Origin of the sequence: Lentzea sp. NPDC059081 (genome assembly GCF_042738015.1) — a bacterium.
Taxonomy (GTDB): Bacteria; Actinomycetota; Actinomycetes; order Mycobacteriales; family Pseudonocardiaceae; genus Lentzea.
Map to the genome: position 1 here is coordinate 971,464 of NZ_JBHYGW010000001.1, position 23,145 is coordinate 994,608.

The window sequence follows — 23,145 nt, forward strand, 5'->3', positions numbered from 1 at the left end:
CGTCCACACAGGTCAAGCGGCATGCCGATACTCGTGGAGGACTCCACCGAGACGGTCCCGCCGGAGTACCGCAAGGCGTTCGATCCGGTCAGGTCCAAGGGGCTGGTGCCGGGATCGCAAGGATGCTGCCGCGGCCAGGGATCGGTGGGCACGGTGCTCGTTGTAGTGCCGCTCGTACTCTTGCAGCGCGCCGAAGATTAGCCTCGTTCCAGATCAGCGCGCGGTCCACGAGTTCGCCGCGCAGCGTCTTGACCCAGCGTTCCATGATCGCGTTCATGCGGGCACCCTGACGCCGGTCAGGATCGTCGCGACCACCGTGCGACCCACCGCCGTCAGTGCCGCCACCGTGCACCTGTCGGCCCAGTTCACCATCGCGTTCGCCGTGAACCCGTGCTGCAGGACCACCGGAACGGGATGTGCCCGGACCACGGGATCCGGCTCCCAGCGGTGATACGCGATCTCCGTCCCGTCGTCCACGACGAGCACGGCCGGTCTGCGGGTCGCCAGCTCGGAAATCGCGCTTCAGCCGCATCACGGACGTGTATGACTCGACGTCGCAGACCGCGTGCGTCACTCGGCCAGGCTTGCGAATCCAGCCTGGACACCTCGTTGAAAAGCCGACGCTCTGAGCACGACGAATTTGCGACTGTTCACACACAAATAGTGACGATTGCAGACGCACTTTCCCTGCCGCCGTAACAGCTCTCTCACGAGTGACTACCGACGGCATTATGCAACTGAGAGTTGTCCCAACGGTGGCGAAGTTAACCCATATGGCCGTTCACCCCGGCATCTCCGCAACCTAGGGTCTCATCGCGTTGCACCGTTTGGCGTATATCGCAGAACGGGCATTCCGCGTCACCAGACGTATTCAGCCGCACACCAGGAGTCAGGCTATATGAGCATCGAATTGGCACTGAAAGAGGCCATGACCATTCCGGGCGCCCTGGGGGTCGCCCTGGTGGACTACGACAGCGGAATGTCCCTCGGCACCATGGGCGGCGGCGACTGGTTCAACCTCGAGATCGCCGCGGCCGGCAACACCGAGGTCGTCCGCGCCAAACTCCGTGTCATGTCTTCGTTGGCCCTGAACGACACCATCGAGGACATTTTGATCACCCTGGCTCGCCAATACCACCTCATCCGGCTGCTGGCCCCCGCGAAAGGCTCTCCCACGCTGTTCCTCTACCTGGTTCTCGACCGCGAACGCGCCAACCTCGCGCTGGCCAGGCACCACCTCAAGCGCATCGAAACCGACCTGACGGTATGACCGGAGCACAAGCCGACCAAGGGTCCATTCACGGACGGCTGCCGACGCGGACCGCAGCGTCCGGCGAGGCGGCCGCAGCGCAGCAGTGGCCATCCGCGAGCAGGTCGCCGTTCGATCCCGACGAGCTGTCACAGGCTCTGGGCGTGATCCGAGGCCAGGTCGACAGGGTGACCGGCCTGCTGGTGGCCACTCTGGACGGGCTGGTCCTGTCCAGCGACACCGTGGGCGTCACCCCTGAAAACGTCGCCGCCATGTCCGCCGCGACGATCGGCCTCGCCGGCCAGTTCACCGCTCAAGCCAACATCGGACAACCCCGCACCGCACTGTTCGAAGGAGACTCCGGCTTCGTTTGCGTCTTCCCGGTCGAATCCTCCTTGCTGCTCGTGGTCTTCGGGGAGAAGGGCATCACGCTGGGGCTGTTCAACGTGGCGGCCAGGCAAGCTCTGGTCCTGGTCCGGCACGCGCTGCTGCGGCAACGGGTCCAGACGGCGAGGGCCACCCGCCGGGCGTACCACGACTACCAGTGACGGCCGAAGTCCACTGTGGACTTCAGGCCGAGCGATAGCCGGAGCCGAGCGCGGCCTGCACCGAGGAAAGCGGGCCGCACTTCCCGCCCTCCCGCTTGGCTGATGGTCACTGCTCTCGCACTACCGACGCCAAGCGGCGAAAATCCATCCGCGAGCACAGTCTGGTCATCGCGAGCACTGCCCACATCAGCCGCCGACGAGCACGCGGTCTACGCCGGCGTCAGCTTCGCCAAGCGCGCGACCATCTCCTCGATCGCGCAGGCGGGCGTGCAGCTCGGGCAGACCGGCGAAGTGCGGGTAGATCGCCGGGCCGGTGATGCCCGCCGCCCGTGCCACGCCGCGCAGCGTCAGCGCCTCGGGCGACCCCAGCTCGTCCAGGAGCTCCATGGCCGCCCGTTCGATCTCGGCGCGCAGCAGACCGCCCTCGCCCTTGCGGTTGGGCCGGCGGCGAGGGGATTCTCCGCGCGTCATGAGGCTCTTCTCGGCGGCGATGACGCCCGGTTCCCAGAGCTGGTCCTCGACGATGCAGTCGAGGTCGGAACAGTCGACGGGGAGAAGAAGGCTCGTTCCTCCACGTACGTGGTGGAGGTGCGATGTGGATCCGGTGTATCGCTCGATCGTGGTGTTCGACGTCGCCGGCTTCGGCCGGCTGGACAACCGTGCTCAGCTGCGCGCGCGGGAGACCGTGCGGCGTGCGGTGCGCAGGGCCTTCCGCGCCGCGGGCGTGTGGTGGTGGCGGCTGGTCGTGGCGGACCGGGGTGATGGGCTGCTCCTGCTCGTGCCCGCCTCGGTGTCCAAGGCGAGTCTGCTGGATCCGCTCGTGCCGCGGCTGGTGGCGGAGCTGGCTGCGCCGTCCGAGAGGCGGGTCCGGCTGCGGATGGCGGTGCACGCGGGCGATCTGGACCGGGACCGGCACGGTTGGACGGGTACCGAGCTCGTCACGGCGTGCCGGCTCGTGGACAGTCCCGCGTTGTACCGCAGCCTGCACGATCACCCCGAGGCCGACCTCGTGGTGATCGTGTCCGACGCCGTGCACCGGGCCGTCGTCCGGCAGGGCTATCGGGGGCTGCGGTCTGCTGACTACCAACCGGTTCAGGTGGTGCTCAAGGAGGTCGACGAACGCGCTTGGGTGCACGTGCCCTAGCGGAACGACAGTGTGCCGGTCCCCCTCCCCTCGAGCAGCGGGTCCAGGCTCGGGTCGTAGCCGACGGTTCCGGCCCGGTCGACGGTGAACGGCCACGCGCGCTGGTCGTGCAGTCGCACCTTGTGCGGTCCTGGGAGCAGCCGGAAGTCGTGCGGTGTCCCGGCTGCCCACCAGCCCGCTCCGTCCACGGCGACGTAGTCGGTGCCGGACCTGGTGGCGTCGACGCGAACCGTGACTCCGCGCACGGCCAGCGTGGTGCCGCCCGCACCGTCGAAGACGTCCTCGAGGGCCGGGTCGTAGTCGAGTGCGCCGGCGGAGGTGACGCGGAACGGGTAGCTGGTGCCGGCCGGGGTGACGACGGTGTGCGCGCCGGGCAGCAGGCGCAGGGTGCGGACGTCCTGGGGCACAGGCCAGCCGGTGCCGCCGACAGCCATGTTGACGTAGTCGACATCGGTGACGTCGAAGGTGATCGGCGTTCCGACGACGGTGAGCGTCGAGGTGCCCGCGCCGTCGAGCACGGGGTCGACGGCCGGCAGGTAGGTCACCGTTCCCGCCCTGGTGACCTCGAAGTCGAGCCGGTCCCCCGCCGGGGTCTGCACGAAGTGCTTGCCGGGGAACAGGTTCATCGTCTTCGACCGGGTCTGCGACACGCCCGTGCCGGAGACCGTGGCCGACTGGTAGGCGAGGCTGGTGGCATCGAGCGTCACCGGCAGGCCGCGCAGTCGCAGCGTCCGTGTCCCCCGGCCGCTGACCAGCCCGTCGTGTGCGGAGGAGTACTCGATCCGGCCGTCGTCCGCGACGTGGAACGGGATCGTGGTGTAGGCGGTCGAGGTCAGCACGTGGTCGCCCGGTTGGATCTTGAGCGCGACGGGCTGGGCGGTGGGGTGCTGGCCGGGGGTGCCCGACACCGAGTAGGCGATGTAGCCCGAGTCCCTGCCGTCGACGGTGACCTCGCCGTTCCACGGCGTCCCCGGCTCCCCTGGATCGTCGGTGCCCTTGCCCGCCGAGGTCGTCGTGGTCGGTGTGCCCGCTGTCCCGTCCGGGGCGGCGGCACCGGGCCGGGTGATGCGGCCCTGCGGTCTGCCGTTCGAGTCGAGGACGGGCTGGCCGTCCTGGTAGGTGCCAGACGGGTCAGTCGACGCGGAGACGCCCGGCGCGGTCGTGGTGGTCGGGCCCGATTCCGGCAGGCCTTCGACCCGATCGGGTTCGCCGTCGGGCCCGAACAGCAGGGACGCCACCAGTGTCGCGCCGCTGACCAGCGCCACGGCGCCCGCGACCACCCGCCGAGCGATCTCCGGGTGCTCCTGGACGAACCGCAGGGGCGTGTCCAACCGGGCCACCTGCTCCATCAGCGCGGTCCTGGCGCGCTCGGCGAGTCCCGGAGCGGGTGCGGCCGACGTGGCGGACGCGCGCAGCGTCACGTCCCGGCCGGACAGAGCCGCGAGCACGCCGCGGTGCTCGTCGTCGTCCTCGGGCAACACGAGCAGGCCGGGACCGATGGCCCAGCGGCCGATGGTGTTGTACTTGCCGAGGTGTGGCCCGCAGCCGGCGCAGTCGGCGGCGTGGGCGAGAACAGCTCGGGACTGGTCGGGGTCGAGGACGACGTAGCGGCCCGCCGGGACGATCGCCGCGAGGCCGGGGCATGCGTCGCGGCGGCTTCGCGCGAGCACCAGTGCGGCGAAGGCCAAGGGCAGCGCCTCACGTGCCCGCGCGAGCTGCCGGTCCACGTTCTTGACGGGGATGCCGGTGAGCGCCGCGAGCCGCTTGCCCACGACGTACTCGCCGTGCCGGCGGGACTCGTCGATGTGGGCGCGCATCAGGGGCTGGAATGATGCGGGGATGCTCGACACGGCCGTGGTGACCGTCTGCCACAGCTGCCGCCTGCCCAGCAGGTGCTCCAGCTCGGAGGGCTGGTCAGGCAGGTCGGGCAGGTCGATCGGCGGTTCGGTGGGCACCTGCTCGACGTCCTCGCCATCCGCCGCGACGGGGAACTTCCGGTTCGCCTCGTAGTACCCCTTGAGCACGTTGCGGGCGATGCCGAACACCCACCTGGGCAGCTCTGCGGGTTGCGCACCACCGTGAAGGCCCTCCAGCGCACGAGTCAGGACCTCGCTCGCCGCGTCGTCGACATCGGAGGGGTTGGGCAGGTTCTTGAGCAGGTAGCTGCGCACCTTCGTCTGGCAGAGCTCGAACAGCGCACGGTGCGCGTCCGGCTCGTCCTCGCTCGGTCTGGTCTCGATGCTCACCGCGCACCTCGCCGGGCCTGGGCCAGCTGGGTGCTGGTGCGCAGCAGCCACTCACGGGGCTGGGCGGGCAGATGGACGAGGAAGCTGGCGAACGTGTCGCACGTGGCGTCCCACGACGCTTCGCGGGTGCGCAGGACCCGCCAGCAGCGTTGGAACACCGGTACCGAGTAGCGGCTGTAGAGGACGTCCAGTGCGGTCCAGTCTCCCGCCCGCAGGCGTTCGACCAGTTCGCGGTCGTCATGTGCCATGTCGTCTCCCGAGGCTGTCGCAGCGTCTCGGGAACTACGTGGCCGGGATAATCGCGTTCTCCCCGCGTCGGGCGAAAAAATCTTCACGCCACCCTCCCCGCGGGCATTGTGCTCGCGGGGAAGGACAGGTGGAAATCACCCGATGCGGTGCTACAACACGGGCATCGTCCCATTCCCGGCCTGGCCGGTCGCGGGGAACGCGTGGCGCGTTCCCTCACCACCTAGGTGGGCGAATCAACTCGGTTCTCCCCGAGTTCGACCGGTGGGCCGGGCCATCCGCGAGGTGGACACCCTGCCTGATGCGCGCGTGGTCACGACCAGGACATCTCCCCTTCGCGGGAGACGAACCTCCCGGTGCCGGCTCCCGGTCCCTCGGTGGCGAGCGCGACGATCGCGTCCGTGCCCTCGGTGACGGTCTGGAACCCGCTGTGCCCATTCAGGTCGGTCGCCGTGTAGCCGGGGTCGGCGGCGTTGATCCGGACGTCCTTCACCCCCTTGGCGTACTGGGTGGTCAGCATGGTCAGCGCCGCCTTCGACGCCGTGTACAACGGGGCGACGACCCCCGATTCGGGACGGGCCGGGTCGTGGGTGAGGGCGAGCGAGCCCATGCCGCTGCTGACGTTGATGATCGCGGGGTCGTCCGAGCGGCGCAGCAACGGCAGGAACGCGGTCGTGACGCGGACGACGCCGATCAGGTTGACCTGGAACACGGCGAGAGCGCCGGCGCCGGTGAGCTCGCCGGGATCGCCGAACGGGCCGTGCACGCCGGCGTTGTTGATCAGGACGTCGATCCTGCCCTCGCGGCCGGCGACGTCCGCCGCCGCGGCGGCCACGGACTCGTCGTCGGTCACGTCGACGGGGACGAAGCGCGCGCCGAGCGCGGCGGCCGCCTCTTCGCCCCGTTCCCGGTCGCGGGCGCCGAGCAGGACGGTGTGGCCGAGCTCGACGAGGCGGCGGGCGGTCTCCCGGCCGAGGCCCTTGTTCGCTCCGGTGATGAAGGTGATCGTCATGGGTTCGAGCGTGGTCCCGGTCGTGGGCGTCCACCAGGAACACCTCGACGGTAGGAAGAGCAGTACCACCTTCGCGACCGGACAGCCGGTGCCCGAGGCAGCAAGATGGACGTCGTGACGACCTCCGGTACCGGGCTCGGTGCGATGATCCGGACCTGGCGGGACCGGCTTCCCCCGTCCGCCGCCGGGCTCGGCACCGCGCGCGGACGACGGGCGGCGGGGCTGCGGCGCGAGGAGCTGGCCGACCTGGCCGGGGTGTCCGTCGACTACGTCGTGCGGCTGGAACAGGGGCGGGCCAGCACTCCTTCGGCATCGGTGGTGGCGTCCCTGGCACGGGCCCTCCAGCTGTCCACCGCGGAGCGGGACCACCTGTACCGGCTCGCCCGGCTCGTGCCGCCCGCCGACGGCAGCGTCTCCGACCACGTGCCGCCGGGCGTGCAGAGGGTCCTCGCCCGCCTCGGGGACGTGGCGGTCGCCGTGTTCGCCGCGGACTGGCAGCTGGTGTGGTGGAACCGCGGCTGGTCGGCCCTGCTGGGCGATCCGTCCGCCTCGCCGCCGGGGCTGCGCAACTTCGCCCGAGACAGGTTCCCCGTCGACGGCGGCCCCGCTCACCTCGCGCGGTGGCCGGTGAGCGAAGCCGACCGCGACGCGACCGATGCCGCCGTCGTCTCCGACCTGCGCCGCGCCACCGGACGCTTCCCCCTGGACCACCGCCTGGCCGCGCTCGTCCGCGAGCTGGGCGCGGCCAACGAGAGGTTCGCGGCGCTGTGGGCCACCGGGCAGGTCGCCGCGCACCGCGAGGACCACAAGACGATCCACCACCCGTCGGTCGGTCCGGTGGTGGTGGACTGCGACGTCCTGACCGACGGCGACACCGAACTCAAGATCGTCATCATGACCGCGGTGCCCGGCAGCGAGGACGAGACGAAACTCCGGCTGGCGACGATCGCCGGCCCGGTCGTCGGCGCGCAGACCTGAACGGGAGCTGCCACGCGGTGTGGACGGAGATTCCGTCGACCACGGTCGTCATGGTCTACGCCATGGGTGCCTCAGCACTGGCCAGCATCGCCACGGTGGGCGCTGCTTTCACGACGATCGCAGGTCGGTTCAAGTCCTGCCCCGCGGAACGCGTGGCCTTGCGCTTCAGCACAGGCTCATCACCAGCGTCTCATCTGGCAGCGGCCAGGAGCTCCTCGACGAGCGAGTCGATTTCCTGACGAGGCAGGAAGTGCCCTGCTCGGACGACGGCCGCGACCGACGCGAGGTTTCTCACGTCCTCCAACGGATCGGAGTCGAGGAGGAGGAAGTCCGCGTCCATGCCCGGTGCGATGGCGCCCATCCGGTCTGAGCGTCCGAGGTAAGCGGCCGGTTCCGTGGTCACCGTGCGGAGGACGTCCAGAGGCCGCAGGCCGGCCGCGGCCAGCTCGCGGAACTCGGTGTGCAGGTCCGCCGGATTCTTGCCCGGACCATCCGTTCCCGTCATGACCGGCACTCCGGCGTCGTGGATCCGCTTCACCATGCGCAGCGACATGTCGTAGGCCTGGTGGTAGACGGCACGGGTGTCGGCCGGCAGTGCCATGAACTCGGCCCGCGCGTCCTGGAAGTCGCGCACCGCCTTCGCGGACAGCATCCTCAGCGACGGGTGGTTGTCGTACTCGGGGTCGTCGACGACGTACTGCGTGCGCAGGCGCACGAGGGTCGGCGTCTGCCAGGTCGAGCCGGCGGCGAAGCGTCGCAGCATCTCCTGCGCGGCCGTGTCGTCGAAGGAACCCAGCGCGCGGCGCATCAGGTCGACCGCCTGCGGCGAGTTGGACAACGCGGGATTGATCAGCGTCTTGCCCGCCATACCGGCGACCAGGTCGGTGGAGAACAGCCAGCCGGCGAACGGCAGGTTCGCGAACCAGCCGGGAACGGGCCCGCTGAGATCCTGCTGCCCGCGCAGCGTCTTCTCGTCGGACGAGGTCTCGATCCATATGCAGCTTCCTGCCCCGAAGTGCTCGATGGAGTCGTACCCCGCCTCCACGGCCTCGGTCGGGCTCACCGAAGGCGGCAGATGACCGGCGATCTTCATCCCCTGACCGTGGGCCCAGCTGACCGCCTCGAAGAAGACCTCGCGGTCCACGGAGATCAACTTGATGAAGTCAGCGCCGAGGTCCTTCTGCCGGGTGATCTCCTCTCGAACCTCCTGCACCGAACCGGCGTTCCACGGCATCAGAAGCTCGCCGGGCATTGCGAGCAGGCCCGGAGTGTGCACGCCCAGAGGGAGGCGGTTCTCGGCGCGGAAACGCAGCAGATCGTCGGTGCCGGCCATCTGCCGCATGCCGGTGGTTCCTTCGGCCAGCATCGTCGCCATGAACAGGCTCGCGCGCTCTTCCTGCAGCACGTGCGTGTGCATGTTGTTGTAACCGGGGACCGCGAACCGTCCCGCACCGTCGATGGCCCAGGTGTCCGGACCGGCCGGGGTGTCCTTCGTGGCTGCGACAGTGGTGATCCGTCCGTCACGGACGATGACCGACATGCCCGGGCTCTTGCTGCCGTCGCGAGGATCTATCACGGTCACCTGGTCGATCCGCAGCGGTGCGGCGCGCGGTACGACCGAGATCGCCGGGTCCTTCGCCGTCAGGTTCCGCGCGACCGGCACGCCGACAGCGGCGATGGCGCCCGCTCCGAGAACACCGAGTCCGACGCGCTTGAGCACGGTCCGGCGGGTCGGCCCGAGCTTCTCCTCGTCCACGCCTTCATCGTCCACGCCTTCATCGTTGTCGGGCCTCGAGCGCCGTTTCCGGCTCATCTCCGCTCCCCCGCTTTCGTGGCCAGCCGTGGAAACAACGTGGCTGCCGGCGAGCTCGGTTCCAGGCCGAGAGACACCGCTTGCAACGCCGGTGCGTGCCGTAGTCCTTCAGCGAGTCCGGCGACCACCGGTGCCGGGGTGAAGGGAAAATCGCTGCCGTAGAGCAGCCGGTTCGGACCGACCAGGGTGAGCAGGCCGTCGAGGGCCACCGGCAGCGGCACACCGGCCAGGTCGTAGTACAGCCTGCCGAGTGCGTTGGGAACGTCGACAGGTGCGCCGACGAGAGTGGACATCCCCGCCACGCGGTGGGCCACGACAGGCAGCACCGCGCCGGCGTGCGGAACGATCCACCGGATGTTCGCGTACCGGTCCAGGGTGCCGCTCAGCACGAGATCGACGACGCACCTGGTGGTGTCGAACAAGAACTCGATCATCGGCCGCGGCCTGCCCAGCGCGGTGTGCTCCCAGCACGGCGGCGAGGTCGGGTGCAGCGTCACCACAGCGGCACGAGCGTCCAGTTCCGCCAGCACCGGGTCGTAGGCCGGATCGGTGAGGTACCTGCCGTGGTGGTTGGTGTGCAGGGTGATCGCGTCGGCACCCAACTCGTCGAAGGCTCGCGCCAGTTCCGCGAGCGCACCGTCCACATCGGGCAACGGCAGGGTGGCGGCCAGACCGAACCGGTCCGGCATCCGCGCGACCACCTGGGCGCCCTCGTCGTTGACGTGACGCGCCAGGTCTCGCGCGTTCTGGTCTTTGGCCGTCGAGTCGTCACCGAAGTGCACGCCGGGGGACGACACGGACAGCACCGCCGCGGCCACCCCCGAGGTCGCCATGACCTGGATGGCGGCCTCGACGCTCCACTCGGGCAAGGCGGGCATCCCGTCAGGCGTCCCGTGGCCCGCCGCACGGCACCGCTCCGCGTAGTACGGGGTCACGTAATGGGCGTGGACATCGAGCCAGCCGCTCATATGCAGGCACTCCTGATTTCCTCGCGCGGCCGACGGCGCAAATCCGTGATGTCGTTGGTGTCGCGCCACAACGACGGACGGGACACGTCCCGGCCTGCCTGCTCGTCAGCCCGGTACTGATGAAACTATCAGTTCGGGACCACCGCCCGTCAAGGTCAATTGATGATTTCATCAGTACTGTCATGGCGTAGGGTGGCCGCGTGACGCCCAGCCGTCCCGAGACCGGGAACCGCTTCGACCGCCGCAAGGCCCGGACGCGGCGCAAGCTCCTCGACGCGGCACGGGTGATCCTGTCGGCTGGGACGGCTCACGAGTCGAGCATCCAGGACATCACCGACGCCGCCGATGTCGGCTTCGGTTCGTTCTACAACCACTTCCCGACCAAGGCCGACCTGTTCACCGCCGCGGTCGAGGACGTGCTGGAGGAGATGGGCGCTCGACTGGACGAGCTGAGCAGCACCGTTCAAGATCCCGCCGCCACCTTCGCCCAATCCGTCCGGCTGGCCGGCCGGCTCGCACGCCGGCAACCCCAGCTCGCTCAGGTCATGGTGCGGCACGGCATCGCCTACACGGACTCCGACCGGGGACTGGCGCCGCGCGCATTGCGCGACATCGCCGCCGGCATCGACGCGGACCGTTTCCAGGTCTCCAGCGCAAGACTGGCGATGTCCACAGTGGCCGGTGCGCTGCTGGCGGCGTTGCAACTGTCCTTGACAGATCCGGCTTTCGACGACGACACCGTGTACGACCAGCTCGCCGAGCAGCTCCTGCGCATGCTCGGCATACCGGCGGCCGAGGCGCGGGAACTGGCCACCGCGCCACTGCCCGGTCCGGTGAACTGACCCTCACGCCAGCCTCATATGGCCGGCAAGCTCCCCGAGACGGTCCCGTCGGAGTACCGCAAGGCGTTCGATCCTGTCAGGTCCAAGGGCTTGGTGCCGGGCTCGCAAGGGTGCTGCGGCGATGAGTGATCGGTGGGTGCGGTGCTCGTTGTCGTGCCGCTCGTACGCGGCTCTGGTCCGGATCCACCTACCGCCCTGGCAGAAAGGTGATCTTCGACAGACCAGGTCGTTCACCACCTCGACTGTCCAACCACACCAACCGGACGCGACGACCCGCAGCCGTCGCGACGAAGCGGGCGGACCCTGCCCGATGTGGGTGCCGGGGTGACCGGGCTCAGCCGCCGTGCACCAGTCGCTGGTAGGTCGCGTCGTAGGCTTTCTGATATGGCATGACGCAGGTGGCGTGCGCGGAGTTCACGTCCTTCTCGTACTGGTCGGCGGCCGCGGCGGCGAGCCGGTCGCGTGCCTCGCCGATCAACCGGTGTACGTCGTCCGGCCCGGCGAGCCGGTGGCCCCGTTCGGCCATGCAGAGGAGGTACGCCCTTTCGGCGGCCTGCACCGATGGGTCGGCGCGGACCTTCACCACCAGCGCGTCGGCCTCCTCGGCTCGCTGGTCCAGGTTCTCGCCCCACGCCTGCTCGTAAGTGGCGTAGTAGCACCCTTTCCAGGAGTCGTCGCCGTACAGGGCGTCGCCCCACGCTCGCTGCTGGTCCGCGGGCAGCGCGCCGACGCGTGCCTGGTTGGGGTCCGGTGGTGCGGACGCCTGCGCCCGCGCCACCGCGACCTGCGGATTCTGGTGCCGCGCCACGGCCACGCGACGAGCCTCCTCGACGGCCACGTCGCGCGGCAGGGCGACCTCGTAGTCGAAGCCGCGGGCCCGCATGCAGTCCGCGATCAACGACTCGTGGTGCAGAGCGGTCCCGGCGAGTGCCGAGGGGCCACTGCCGTGGTCCGGCGAGGTGGCCACGACCGCGGTCACCGCTACGGCCGCTGCCGCCACCACACCGGCGGCGAGCAGCGTTCTGGTCAGAGGCATGTCGGCGCTCCCGGGACTTCGCTCGTGGGTCAGGACTGGACGGTCAGGAACCCGTTGTTCTGGCTGTACGAGGCGGCGAACATGGTGTGCAGGTGCGACCGGTCGGTCTGGTTGATCTTGATGCACCCGGCGGACGCGTAGTTGGAGTCGGACCAACCGCCCGTACCCTGCGAATGGATGAACAGCTCGGTGCGCGACTTGCTGCCGTTGTAGCAGACCTTGTTGCCGAGCTCCCAGACCCACCCGGTGACGACCGAGTTGCCCCAGGTCTTGTTGTAATGCTTGAAGAAGCTCGCGCCGTCGCTGTCGTTGTTGCTGTAGTTGCCGTCCGGCAGCCAGCCCTGGTTCGACGTGCAGTCGTTCATGTTGCCGTTGCCGCTGCCGGCCCGCATGGCGATGCGGTGGCGAACACCGTTGACGCTCACCCACGCGGTCAGCGTGCTGTTGAGCGGCGACGACCAGTTCTTCTGGTACACGAACCACGGGCTGTCGTCGTAGTTGCCCACCACGTCGTCGGTGTAGGCCATCGCCTGTCCGCCCGTGGCGGCGAGCGCCGAGCCGGCCGCGACCAGTCCGGCCGCGGCCAGCGCCATCCGACGCAGCACGTTTTTGGTGCCGTTCATCCTTTTCCTCCCTTTGCCCCGGTGAAAGATCCGCGGAACTCGTCAACCGTTCGCGGCTCCCCTGCGTTGAAACCCTGCGGCGGCCGCCTTGCCGGGTACCTTGCCGTTCGCCTTGCCACCGTCAGGAAGAAGCGACAGCGATGGAGTTGGACCTCCGCGTGCTCGGACCGCTGACCGTGCTGGCCGACGGCGCCCCGGTCGAGCTGGGACGCCGCCGGGAACGCTGCCTGCTCGGCGTCCTGCTGATCCACCCGGGACGGGCGGTGCCGGTCGAACGGTTGCTGGACCTATTGTGGGACGGCGAACCCCCGGACACCGGGCGGGCCGGTCTGCACACCCACGTGGCCCGGTTGCGCGGCCGGCTGCGCGCGGCGGGCATCGGGCCGGACCTGCTGCGACTGAGCAGCGGCCTGGACGGCTACCTCGCCGAGACCGACCCGGAACTTGTTGACGCACAACGGTTCCGGGAGCTGGTCGGGTCAGCACAGCGGCACTCCGACCAAGCCGGCACGGTCACGCTGCTGCGCCAGGCACTGGCGTTGTGGCGCGGACCGGTGCTCGGCGGCGACGCGCCCGACCGGCTCCGCGACCGCATCGGCGGCGACCTCGTCGAGGCCCGGCTGTCCGCGACCGAACTGCTCGTCGACACCGAGCTGGCGCTGGGCCGGCACCGCGAGCTCGTCGGTGAGCTCACCGCGCTGACCGCCGAGCACCCGTACCACGAGCGATTCGTCGGCCAGCTCGTGCTGGCCGTGTACCGGGCCGGCCGGCACGCCGAGGCTCTGGAGGTCTACGAACGGTTCAGGGCACGGCTCGCCGACACGCTCGGGGTCGACCCCGGCCCGGAGTTGACACGCCTGCACCTGGGCGTTCTGCGGCACGACCAGGACGTCGTCGGCCTGCGGAACCAGACGACGACGGCGGTGCCGCGGCCTGCCCTGCTCCCCGCCGACGTCACCGACTTCATCGGTCGGGAACGCCAACTGGCCGAGGTGGCCACCGCGCTGACCGGCGGCGGCCGGATCGCCGTGATCACCGGACAGGGCGGCATCGGCAAGACCGCGCTCGCGGTGCGGGCGGCGCACGAGCTGCGAGCACTGTTTCCCGACGGCCAGCTCTACGCGAACCTGCGCGGCGCCCAGTCGACGCTCACCAGCCCGGCAGAGGTCCTCGGCCGGTTCCTGCGCCGTCTCGGCGTCGAGGGCGGTGAGGTGCCGGACACCCTCGACGAACGGGTCGACCTCTACCGCAGCCTGCTCGACGAGCGGCGAGTGCTGGTGCTGCTCGACGACGCCGGTGAGGCAGCCCAGGTGCGACCCCTGCTCCCGCCCTCCGCCCGGTGCGCCGCGCTGGTCACCAGCCGAAGACGACTGTCCGAAGTAGAGGGCGCAACAGTCTTGGCGCTCAACAGTTTCACTCCGGTGGAGGCCACACGGCTGCTGCGCGGGCTGTGCGGTGCCGACCGCGTGGACACCCAGCCGGACGACACGGCCGCGATCATCCGGCTGTGCGGGTACCTCCCGCTGGCCATCCGCATCACCGGCGTCCGCCTGGCCGCCCGCCCGCACTGGCCGCTGGCCGTGCTGACTGCCCGGTTGTCCGACGCCCGCCGCCGGCTGGACGAACTCGCCACCGGCGACCTGGCCGTCGCCGCGTCGTTCGCGATCAGCTACCGGCTGCTCGACACCGAGGCCCGCCGCGCGCTGCGATTGCTGGCACTGCTGGAGACCGACGACTTCGCCGCCTGGACGGCCGCCGCGCTGCTCGACGTCGACCTGCGGCACGCGGAAGACCTGGTGGAGTCCCTCGTGGACGCGCACCTGGTGGAACCCACCGGCGGGCTGCGCTACCGGTTGCACGACCTGGTCCGCCTCTTCGCCCTGGTCCGCTGCGAGGACGAGGACACCGAACCCGTACGACGAGCGGCATTGCTGCGAGCCCTGGGTGCCTGGCTCCACCTGACCGAACAGGCCGCCGCGACGTTGCCGTACCGGCTGCTCGCGCCGATCCGGGGCACCGCTCCCCGGCACCGTCTGACCGGCGCGGGGCTGCCCGGCGACGCGTTCGACTGGCTCGCCGCCGAGCACGGCGCGCTCCTGTCCGCGATCCGGCAGGCGTGCGGGCTCGATCTCGACGAACTGGCCTGGGAGCTCACCGCCGCCGTCCGGGACCTGTTCGAACAACGCGACCAGAGCGACGACCTGACCGAGACGCACACCCTCGCCCTCGCCTCCTGCGAACGCGCCGGCAACCGGCGAGGCGAAGCCGTGATGCTCTACGGCCGCGCCTGCTGGGCCACCCGCACCCCGGATCTCGGTCTGGACAACGCACTGGCGCTCATCGAGGGCGCTCGCTCGCGCTTCCACGATCTGGGCGAGGTGCACGGCGAAGTGGACTCCCTGGTACTGGCCGGCGCCGTGCACCGCATGCACGGCGACCACACCCGGTCCGCCGAGGTGCTGACCCGAGCCACCCGCCTGGCCCGTGCCGCGGGCAACGAACCCGCGGAGGCGGCGGCCTGGCGGTCCCTGGGCGTCCTGCACTGGCAACGCAGGCACATCGCCGAAGCCCGCCGCTGCTTCACCCGCGCACTGGTCCTCGCCCGCCGCAGCGACATGCCCGACGTGGAGGCGTTCGCGCTGCGAGGCCTGGGCGTGGTGCACCGCGAGCGCGGCGAGCTGGAACGGGCGCGAGACTTCTTCGGCCGCGCCCTGGCGTGTCAAGAGCGGCTGGGCGGCCTGCGCGGCATCGCGGACGCTCTGCTGGACCTGGGCCAATTCCACACCACGTGCCGCGACCCGCGGGCCAGGCCAACCCTGGAGCGCGCCTTGCAACTGCACCAACGGATCGGCGACGTGCACGGTCGCGCCGTGGCACTGCGCGCGTTGGGCGAGCTCAGCCACGCCGATGGCGACCTCGCCGGCGCCGCGGACCACCTGGCCAACTCGTTGGCGTTGTGGCGAGAGCTGAACCAGCCGTACGGCACCGCGCTCGTTCTGCGGGCGCTAGGCGAATTGCACCGCACTACCGGTGACCTCGCCGGTGCCCGCAACTGCTGGCGCGAGGCGGTCGGCCTCTTCACCTCGTTGGGCAGCGGCTCGGAGACAGCCGACGTCCACCGGCGCCTGGCCGAGCTGGACGCGCCCGCAACGGCCATCCGTTGAGGAACGAGCCATCAATGCGGACAGGGCCGTGGCCGCGGACCTGCCACGGCGGTGTGATGCTGATCGGGAGGGGCGGACCGTCCACGCGGGATTGGTGATCGTCCGAGTCCGGTTCGGCGAGAAGAGTCCGACCGCACCCGCGGCTACAGCCAGCCAGGCTGCGTGACTACCACTGTCACCTGCTCGTGCAGCAGCTCCCAAACCTTCGCAGCCCTTTATGGCATCAGGGAAACCAGCCGGGCCACAGACTGGAAAGGCGCTTACGTCTGGGCCCACCGCTCACCCTGCTACATTCGGGTGACTTCTGTAACCCGGACGCCCCAGTAGGACGACGTGTCGGTAGACGTTGGACGACCGGGAGGAACGGTGGGAGCAGATCTCAAAGAGCCCGGCCCTGCGCGAGCGCGTTCGTTCGTCGCCCTGTTCGCCGTGACACTCGCGGCGTTCGCCTTCCTCAACAACCCGTTCGGTGCGTTCAGCCAGCTTCCGCCGCACGCTCCGACCACCCAGGCTCCTCCTGCCTTCACCCAGGCTGAGGCAGACACCCTCGTGCAGGAGGCCAGTTCCGGCGACGAGACCAGACTGCGCGATGCGGTCGCCCTGCCTCCCGACCAGCCGCTCAATCCCGACGCATCGGCACGCCTGCGGGCCCTGGCGGGGTTGACGATCGACGCCACCACCTTCCATCAGGAGGCGGACGATGTGGCCATCGTCGCGGCGACCTGGCAGCAACCAGGCAGCACGCAGAGCCGTTGGTCGGTCCGACTGGTCCGCACCGACCAACGGTGGAAGATCGCGTTCACGGAGCAGCAGCCATGAGGGCGCTGGTGTTGGTGCTGTTGTTCGTCATGCTGGTTCCACCGCCCGCGGCGACGGCGCGCGATACGTGCGAACTGCCTGCAGGCGTCGAGCTCAGCGCGACCAGAAGACCTGTCGTGTTCATCCACGGCTGGACCGGAAAGCCGTTGGCCGACACCGAGAAGCTCGTGAAAGCCGCCCTGCCGGAAAGGATCACGACCTTCCAGTTCGACTACAGCGTCTGGTCTTCGCATTGGGCTTCGAGCAGCCACATCGCCGCGTGCCTCGCCACCTACGTCAGGAGCGTCTCGGACGCTCACGGCAGGGTGGACGGCGACGGCAAGGTCGTTCTCGTCGCGCACTCGATGGGCGGACTCGCCGCGAGGTACGCCCTCACCCCCGGCAACGGCGCGTTGACCAGTGCGACGGTGAGCGACCTCATCACCATCGACACACCGCACTTGGGCTCTCCCTGGGGTGGCACGGTCTACGCGGAGGTCAAAGCCGCGTTCCACGAGAACCTGCCCGGTCTGCTGGGCGAGGACGCAGCGAACTGCCTGCAGCCGCACGACAACGGTTCGGCACTACCAGCCCAGTGCGGCGGCCTCCCACCGTGGCTGCCCGCAGACGTGTCACTCGCCGAGATCGCCGGAAACGTGACCGTGGACCGCTCGCTTTTCGGGATCCCCCTCTACAGCAACACTCTCGGCCACGACGGCGTGGTAAGCGTGCGCTCCTCGCACGGCTATGCGACCTCGGGTCCCGGCGGCCAGGCCAACGCGCCGCGCCACAACATCCGTACCTCTGAGGACGGTTGCCACCTGAAGCTGGAGGCCCTGATCGCGATGGCCGGCGACCTCCTCGGGGCCGAGATCGCGCACACGCTGGCGCCCGTGGTCGCCCTTCGCACGGCGGCGAACGCGCTCACTGGACACTTCGTCGACCCCGAGATGCAGATGTACTTCGGCGCGGTGGCACTGCTGGCCCAGTGCGGCCACGCCGACATCGTGAAGGACCAGTCCGCGATCAACCAGGTCATCGAGAGCATCAAGGCATCACTGGCCAAACACACGCCCCGCAGCACGAAGCTCACCAGCGAGGCGATCTACCGGGCACCTGTGCCGAGCATGTGCCGTCACCCCGCTGGCACTCTCGTCGACGGCCGCCTCCCCGGAATCCCTGCCATCGACGGATTCGTGGAGCTGCTCGCCCTGGGGTCACCCGCAGAAGCAGACAACCCGATCGTCTTCGGCGACCTGTCCGGCGACGGAAAAGCGGACGCAGCGGTTCTTTACATGTGTTCACGCGGCGGAGTCGGCTGGCCCCACAACATCGTGCTGTACGGGCCAGGACCAGTGGTTCTCGGCTCGGTCGACCTCGGAGAGATCACCCCCAACGAGCACGCGAACGTGCGGCACATGCAGATCGAAGGTGGGGACGTCGCCTTGAGGTGGAATTCCTACGAGGGCGCGTCGTCCTGCATGCGAGAGTGGTCCGCCCGACTTCACTGGGATGGCACACGCGCGACGATCACGAATCTCAAACAACTGTCCGGCAAGCAGTCGAACTACGGCTGCTGACCGCGCACCCGCGCCAGCAACGCCGCCGCGTCCTTCGGGGCGGACAGGTTGTCCAGCACCAGAAGCCGGCCTGTATGCGTCGCGCCACCGCAACCCCAGTTCTATGCGCTGCTCCGACGGCAATTCCACCGCCTGCGGCACCAGCTCCGCCGCCAGCTCGGCCAAGCCCGCCTCGATCGCGGCCGGCGAGTCCGCGACCATCCACCACACCAGCGAGAAACGAGTCTCGTGTATTTCGGCGAACCGTGCGACGAGCGTGCTCTTGCCGATCCTGCCCAGGCCGTGCGCCGCGACCACTGCCACCAGCCGGTGCGCGACACCGCGCCGCGTACGGCCGCCGCAACTCCTCCGACCGCCCGACGAACACACGCTGCCCGGCCGGTACCCGGCCCAGTCCCGGCGCGACACACCCACATCATCGCCGCGCCCCACCAAACGCAACCACGAACGCGCCGCACACCAACGACCAAAGAAATTCCAGGTGAGACGCCCACGACGCAACGCCCGCTCACTCCGCTGATCGCGCCAGAACTTCTACTTGATCACATAGAAGTCAGGGTGGCCATACCACGCTGCCATCGCGAGCGCGTCGAAGTAGACGCAGTCGTCGACGCGGACGCAACGACCCACGTTTTCCAGATACCTCGGCAAGTCCGCAGAAGGCGGAGCCTGAAACTCAACGAGAACCAATCCATCGACCTGCTCCGCGACGCGCTGCGCCAGCCGAGCCAGCACAGGCTGGCCCGCGAGGGTGCTGACGAAGATGTGGAATCCAACATCGCAACGCATCAGATTGCCGACCACCCGCTCGAGGACCTCGAGTTCCGCCGGATCGGTCTCGCTGTCCGGTCGGTCGAGGATGTAGCTGTACGGCAGGCCATCAGCGGAATTCCACCAGCCCGGGTCGTCAGCACTCCGGTCCAGGTCCTCTGTCGTCATCGCCGACACCACGACGGGCTCGATGTGCTCGGCCGTGTGCGGTGTTAAGACGCTCAACGTTGTCCCACGCACGGAGACGATCGAACAACGTCGAACCAGGTCGCTGCTCGACAAATGACGAGACAGCGAGCGTCCGCTGGGTCTGCACGGATAGGTGATCTTTCACCTATCCGTGCGGCAGACCCTTCCGCCGAACTCCATCGTGGAGTCACCAGCCTGATGTTCTCCGCCGCTGGCTCACCGGACTTGGCGGTTGACTGCGGTGGACGCGCCCGGGGAGTACCGGGGACGCGACCCTTGGTTCAGCGCGTGTCACCGCACCGATGGACCGCTGCCCACTGTCGTGGGTGTCTTCGACTCCGGTCGTCCCCGACCGGTCGGCCTGCTGTTCAGGACAGGTAGAAGACGTCGATGCCACCCGCGACGGCACTCGTCCCGGTCGGGCAGTACGCGTAGGAGCCGCGACGATCTCCAGCCCAGTGGACGACGCCGTAGTACTCCCAGCCGTTGCTGCAGTCCACCCAGCCCTGGTAGTTCCAGTTCGGGCCGTTGCCATCGCACCAGCCACCTCCCCAGTTGCTCCCCACGGCCGGGTAGCAGTTCCCGAGCCAGCCCGCCTGGATGGCGAGGTCCGGCGCGGACTGGACGATGCGCACCGTCCCCGTGCCGACGGCTTGGTCTCGTGCCGTTGCCGAGGCCGGAGCGGCCGTCAGTCCCACCGCCACAGCCGCCATGGCGGCCGCCATGCCGATCATCCGTGCAATTTTCGTTGCCATCTCCACGCCTCTTCCGCTTCGTCGTGGTTGCTTGGTCGGGATGAGGCGGCCCGCCCCCCAGTCGATCTGCCTGGGCCGCCTCGGTTTCCACGGTCGGCGGCCGTTCGTGTGAACTCCTGCAAGGTTCCTGCATCGCCCTGGTCACTGCGCTATCCCTCTCGACAGGACGAGATCGCTGCGGGGGCGGCATGGTGATCGAGATCGCGTTGCTGGACGAGGTGTCCGTGCGTGTCGACGGCCGGCAGGTGGCAGTGGGGCCGTCCCGGCAACGGTGTGTGCTGGCGGCACTGGCGGTGGACGCCGGACGGCTGGTGCCCGCGGATCGGCTGCTCGACCGGGTCTGGGGTGCGGACACGCCACGACGGGGACGTGCGGTGCTGCACAGCTACATCTCGAGGCTTCGCAAGGCTTTCACCGGCGCGCTGACCATCGCGCACCGTTCCGACGGCTACCTGCTCACGATCGCGCGAGCGGATCAGGCGGTGGATCTGCTCCGCTTCCGCGCACTGCGCAGCCAGGCGCGCTCTGCGGACGACGACCCGCGCCGGGTGACGCTGCTGACAGAAGCGTTGGCGTTGTGGCGCGGCGAGCCGCTCACGGGGGTCAGCGGGCAGTGGGCGGACAGTGCGCGGTACCGGTGGCAGCAGGAACGGGAAGCGGCCGAACAGGACCTGACCGACGTCCTGCTGCGCCTGGGCCGCGGTGAGGAGATGGTGGCGCAGCTGTTGGCGCGGACCTCGAGGCATCCGCTGGACGAGCGGGTGACCGGCCAGTACATGCTGGCCCTGCACCACGCCGGACGCACCGCAGATGCTCTGACCTGCTACCGGCAGCTACGGCAACGCCTGGTCGAGGAGCTGGGCACCGACCCCGGCACCGCCCTGCGGGAGTTGCACCAGCGTCTCCTCGACAACGACACCACCCTCACCCCGGCGCCACCAGTCAGCGGCGGCAGGACGACGAACGAATTCGTGCCACATCAGCTGCCCGCACCGCCGCGGTGGTTCATCGGCCGCGACGCCGAACTGGCTCGGCTGGACGAGGCGCTGACCGCCGAGTCGGACGGGATGCCGCGGGGTTCACGGACCACGTCCGCGATGGTGATCTCCGCGATCGGCGGAGCGGGCGGGATCGGCAAGACCTGGCTGTCCCTCAGCTGGGCGCACCAGCACGCCGAGAGGTTCCCCGACGGGCAGCTGTTCGTGGACCTGCACGGATTCAGCCCCGCGCAAGAGCCGACGGCACCGGCGGTGGCCGTGCGCGGGTTCCTCGACGCCCTGGGGGTCGATCCCGGCCGGGTGCCGACCGACCTGGACGCGCAGGCCGCCCTGTACCGAAGCCTGGTCGCAGGCCGGCGGATGCTGATCGTGCTGGACAACGCCGCCACCGCGGAGCAGGTCGTCCCGCTGCTGCCGGGCAGCCCGACCTGCACGGTGCTGATCACCGGGCGCAGCCGGCTCGCTTCGCTGGTCGACCGGCACAGTGCCGGTTACGTTCCCTTGGGCGTCCTGGACCGTGCTGATGCTCGCGCCCTGCTGACCGCACGCCTCGGCGAGGACCGCGTCACCGCCGAGCAAGACGCCGTGGACGAGTTGGTCGAGTTGTGCGGGGGCTATCCGCTGGCTCTGTCGATCGCCACCCGCCACGCCGCCGATCGCCCCGCCCTCCTTCTCACCGAGGTTGCCACCAAACTGCGTGAGCTGGGGCTGGAACTGCTCGACCACGACACCGACCCCGCCGCCAGCCTGCCCGCCGTGCTGTCGTGGTCCCTGCGCCGGCTCACCGACGAACACCGCACCGTGTTCGCGTTGCTGGGCATTGCGCCCGGACCGGACACCACCCCTCCCGCCGTGGCCGCCCTCACCGGGCTTTCCCAAGCCCACACTCGCAAAGCGCTCTCCGTGCTGGAGGACGCATCCCTGGTCGAACGGCGGCCGGGCGGCCGATACGCGATGCACGACCTGGTCCGCGACTACGCCGCCACCCTTGCCCGCGACCTGCCAGACGACGTGCGCACCACCGCCTTGGTCGAGGTGATGACCTTCTACCTGCACAGCACCTCCAACGCCGACAACCGGCTGAGCCCCACGAGGTCACCCGCCGAGACAGGCCGTCACACCCGTGGAGCCGGTGCACGAACGTTTCCCGACATCACGACCGCGCTCGCCTGGCTTGACGCCGAACACACCTGCCTGCTTGCGGCCCAGCAAGTCGCCAAGGACCGCGACCGCCACTTCGAGGTGTGGCAGTTCGCTCGTTCTCTCGCCGTGTTCCACTACCGACGTGGTCACCGGCACGACGCCCTCGTCACCTGGCTCGCCGCCGCAGAGGCCGCAGTTCACCTCGACGTCTCCATTCGCATTCAAGTTCTTCAAAACGTCGGCACTGCTCTCACCCAGCTGAGTCGGCATCAGGAAGCTGTCGAACAACTGCACCGGGCACTCACCTTGGCTGAGGAACAAGAGAATCTGGCAGACCAAGCCAGCACGCACGGGGCCCTCGCGTGGTCCTGGCACGGATGCGGAGAAAACCGGCAGGCTCTGGAGCACGCGTATCGCGCCTTGCACCTCTACCGCGTGCTCGGCAAGCAGGTCAGGGTGGCAGATGCGCTCAACGCAGTCGGCTGGTGCGCCGCCCATCTGGGCGAGTACGACCTGGCTCGAGCCCACTGCGAAGAGGCTCTCGCACTGCATCGCCGACACCAGCAACATCCGGATGGCGAGGCTGCCACTTTGGACAGCTTGGGTTTTATCAGCCACCAGGCCGCCGATCACCGCCACGCTGTCCAGTACTACCAAGAATCCCTGACCCTGTACCGAACCCTCGACAACACCGCCGAGACCGCCAAGACCCTCGAAAACATCGGACATCCACTTGTCTCCATCGGTCGACTGGGAGAAGCAAGCGCCGCATGGCGGGAGGCCGAGGAATTTTACCGACACCAGGGACGCGACGTTGACGCCGAGAGAGTCCGGCGCCGACTCGACAACTTGCCCAGCCAGGAACTGCCGCCTCGACCATGAACCGGGAATGCCCGTCACGGCACCCTCGACTTGCCGTTCGTCGTGGCGGTCGGATTCGTGATCTTCGTCCCGGACGACGAGGACGTCTGGACCACGCTGTACGGAACCACGGTGGAGAACGCCGGGCGAGGCAAAGCGTCTACCTGCGGCCGGTTGCGGT

General features: G+C 69.3%; 21 protein-coding genes. 9 read left to right on the plus strand and 12 right to left on the minus strand.

Annotated features, from left to right (window positions below; all coding sequences use genetic code 11):
* Positions 1–273: 273 nt before the first annotated feature.
* Positions 274–477 carry a hypothetical protein gene (locus ACFWV3_RS03965; protein WP_382407948.1) on the minus strand — a complete coding sequence of 68 codons (204 nt, stop codon included), beginning with the start codon at positions 475–477 and terminating at the stop codon, positions 274–276.
* Between the two features lie 421 nt (positions 478–898).
* Here ACFWV3_RS03965 and ACFWV3_RS03970 point away from each other — a divergent pair, with 421 nt between their 5' ends.
* On the plus strand, positions 899–1,270 hold the full coding sequence (locus ACFWV3_RS03970) for a hypothetical protein (protein ID WP_382407951.1): 372 nt from the start codon (positions 899–901) through the stop codon (positions 1,268–1,270).
* A 167-nt stretch (positions 1,271–1,437) separates the two neighbouring features.
* Positions 1,438–1,797, plus strand: coding sequence for a roadblock/LC7 domain-containing protein (locus ACFWV3_RS03975; protein WP_382407953.1), 360 nt, complete (start codon positions 1,438–1,440; stop codon positions 1,795–1,797).
* A gap of 186 nt (positions 1,798–1,983) precedes the next feature.
* Here the strand turns inward: ACFWV3_RS03975 and ACFWV3_RS03980 are convergent, their stop codons facing one another.
* On the minus strand, positions 1,984–2,268 hold the full coding sequence (locus tag ACFWV3_RS03980) for a TetR family transcriptional regulator (protein WP_382407955.1): 285 nt from the start codon (positions 2,266–2,268) through the stop codon (positions 1,984–1,986).
* A 124-nt stretch (positions 2,269–2,392) separates the two neighbouring features.
* Between ACFWV3_RS03980 and ACFWV3_RS03985 the strand changes: the two genes are divergently transcribed.
* The gene (locus ACFWV3_RS03985) at positions 2,393–2,941 is read left to right on the plus strand and encodes a hypothetical protein (RefSeq protein WP_382407957.1); all 549 of its coding nucleotides are present in this window, start codon (positions 2,393–2,395) and stop codon (positions 2,939–2,941) included.
* Here the strand turns inward: ACFWV3_RS03985 and ACFWV3_RS03990 are convergent.
* The 3 genes from ACFWV3_RS03990 to ACFWV3_RS04000 form a co-directional block, all read right to left on the minus strand.
* Positions 2,938–5,187 carry an RNA polymerase sigma factor gene (locus tag ACFWV3_RS03990; RefSeq protein ID WP_382407959.1) on the minus strand — a complete coding sequence of 750 codons (2,250 nt, stop codon included), beginning with the start codon at positions 5,185–5,187 and terminating at the stop codon, positions 2,938–2,940. The genes ACFWV3_RS03985 and ACFWV3_RS03990 overlap by 4 nt on opposite strands.
* The gene (locus ACFWV3_RS03995; protein ID WP_382407961.1) at positions 5,184–5,435 is read right to left on the minus strand and encodes a hypothetical protein; all 252 of its coding nucleotides are present in this window, start codon (positions 5,433–5,435) and stop codon (positions 5,184–5,186) included. Before ACFWV3_RS03995 ends, ACFWV3_RS03990 begins: the two co-directional genes overlap by 4 nt.
* Before the next feature lie 311 nt (positions 5,436–5,746).
* Entirely contained in the window at positions 5,747–6,445 is a 699-nt protein-coding gene (locus ACFWV3_RS04000) for an SDR family NAD(P)-dependent oxidoreductase (protein WP_382407963.1), read from the minus strand.
* A gap of 105 nt (positions 6,446–6,550) precedes the next feature.
* On the opposite strand from ACFWV3_RS04000, the gene ACFWV3_RS04005 reads away from it, so the two are divergent.
* The gene (locus ACFWV3_RS04005) at positions 6,551–7,423 is read left to right on the plus strand and encodes a helix-turn-helix transcriptional regulator (RefSeq protein ID WP_382407965.1); all 873 of its coding nucleotides are present in this window, start codon (positions 6,551–6,553) and stop codon (positions 7,421–7,423) included.
* A gap of 190 nt (positions 7,424–7,613) precedes the next feature.
* On the opposite strand, the gene ACFWV3_RS04010 is transcribed toward ACFWV3_RS04005, so the two are convergent.
* Both ACFWV3_RS04010 and ACFWV3_RS04015 read right to left on the minus strand, forming a co-directional pair.
* Positions 7,614–9,194 (minus strand): amidohydrolase family protein, encoded by a 1,581-nt coding sequence (locus ACFWV3_RS04010; protein ID WP_382407968.1) that lies wholly within the window; start codon positions 9,192–9,194, stop codon positions 7,614–7,616.
* A 38-nt stretch (positions 9,195–9,232) separates the two neighbouring features.
* Positions 9,233–10,204: an amidohydrolase family protein gene (locus tag ACFWV3_RS04015; protein WP_382407970.1), complete on the minus strand. Its 972-nt coding sequence runs from the start codon at positions 10,202–10,204 to the stop codon at positions 9,233–9,235.
* Positions 10,205–10,404: 200 nt separating this feature from the next.
* Here ACFWV3_RS04015 and ACFWV3_RS04020 point away from each other — a divergent pair, with 200 nt between their 5' ends.
* Positions 10,405–11,046, plus strand: a complete 642-nt coding sequence (locus ACFWV3_RS04020; protein ID WP_382407972.1) for a TetR/AcrR family transcriptional regulator — start codon at positions 10,405–10,407, stop codon at positions 11,044–11,046.
* A gap of 334 nt (positions 11,047–11,380) precedes the next feature.
* Here the strand turns inward: ACFWV3_RS04020 and ACFWV3_RS04025 are convergent, their stop codons facing one another.
* The gene (locus tag ACFWV3_RS04025; RefSeq protein WP_382407974.1) at positions 11,381–12,082 is read right to left on the minus strand and encodes a hypothetical protein; all 702 of its coding nucleotides are present in this window, start codon (positions 12,080–12,082) and stop codon (positions 11,381–11,383) included.
* A gap of 29 nt (positions 12,083–12,111) precedes the next feature.
* Positions 12,112–12,705, minus strand: coding sequence for a hypothetical protein (locus tag ACFWV3_RS04030; RefSeq protein ID WP_382407976.1), 594 nt, complete (start codon positions 12,703–12,705; stop codon positions 12,112–12,114).
* Positions 12,706–12,845: 140 nt separating this feature from the next.
* Between ACFWV3_RS04030 and ACFWV3_RS04035 the strand changes: the two genes are divergently transcribed.
* Both ACFWV3_RS04035 and ACFWV3_RS04040 read left to right on the plus strand, forming a co-directional pair.
* Positions 12,846–15,869, plus strand: coding sequence for a BTAD domain-containing putative transcriptional regulator (locus tag ACFWV3_RS04035; RefSeq protein WP_382407978.1), 3,024 nt, complete (start codon positions 12,846–12,848; stop codon positions 15,867–15,869).
* Between the two features lie 366 nt (positions 15,870–16,235).
* Positions 16,236–16,688, plus strand: a complete 453-nt coding sequence (locus ACFWV3_RS04040; protein ID WP_382407980.1) for a hypothetical protein — start codon at positions 16,236–16,238, stop codon at positions 16,686–16,688.
* On the opposite strand, the gene ACFWV3_RS04045 is transcribed toward ACFWV3_RS04040, so the two are convergent.
* Positions 16,669–16,884 carry a hypothetical protein gene (locus ACFWV3_RS04045; RefSeq protein ID WP_382408164.1) on the minus strand — a complete coding sequence of 72 codons (216 nt, stop codon included), beginning with the start codon at positions 16,882–16,884 and terminating at the stop codon, positions 16,669–16,671. The two genes, ACFWV3_RS04040 and ACFWV3_RS04045, sit on opposite strands and share 20 nt — an antisense overlap.
* On the opposite strand from ACFWV3_RS04045, the gene ACFWV3_RS04050 reads away from it, so the two are divergent.
* Positions 16,856–18,247 (plus strand): esterase/lipase family protein, encoded by a 1,392-nt coding sequence (locus tag ACFWV3_RS04050; RefSeq protein ID WP_382408154.1) that lies wholly within the window; start codon positions 16,856–16,858, stop codon positions 18,245–18,247. The two genes, ACFWV3_RS04045 and ACFWV3_RS04050, sit on opposite strands and share 29 nt — an antisense overlap.
* A gap of 534 nt (positions 18,248–18,781) precedes the next feature.
* On the opposite strand, the gene ACFWV3_RS04055 is transcribed toward ACFWV3_RS04050, so the two are convergent.
* Together ACFWV3_RS04055 and ACFWV3_RS04060 are read right to left on the minus strand one after the other, a co-directional pair.
* A complete protein-coding gene (locus ACFWV3_RS04055) occupies positions 18,782–19,186 on the minus strand; it encodes a hypothetical protein (protein ID WP_382407982.1) in 405 nt (134 codons plus the stop codon).
* 389 nt (positions 19,187–19,575) lie between these two features.
* Positions 19,576–19,962 (minus strand): hypothetical protein, encoded by a 387-nt coding sequence (locus ACFWV3_RS04060; RefSeq protein ID WP_382407984.1) that lies wholly within the window; start codon positions 19,960–19,962, stop codon positions 19,576–19,578.
* A 188-nt stretch (positions 19,963–20,150) separates the two neighbouring features.
* Between ACFWV3_RS04060 and ACFWV3_RS04065 the strand changes: the two genes are divergently transcribed.
* Positions 20,151–22,985, plus strand: a complete 2,835-nt coding sequence (locus tag ACFWV3_RS04065; RefSeq protein ID WP_382407986.1) for a BTAD domain-containing putative transcriptional regulator — start codon at positions 20,151–20,153, stop codon at positions 22,983–22,985.
* The last annotated feature ends 160 nt before the right edge of the window (positions 22,986–23,145 follow it).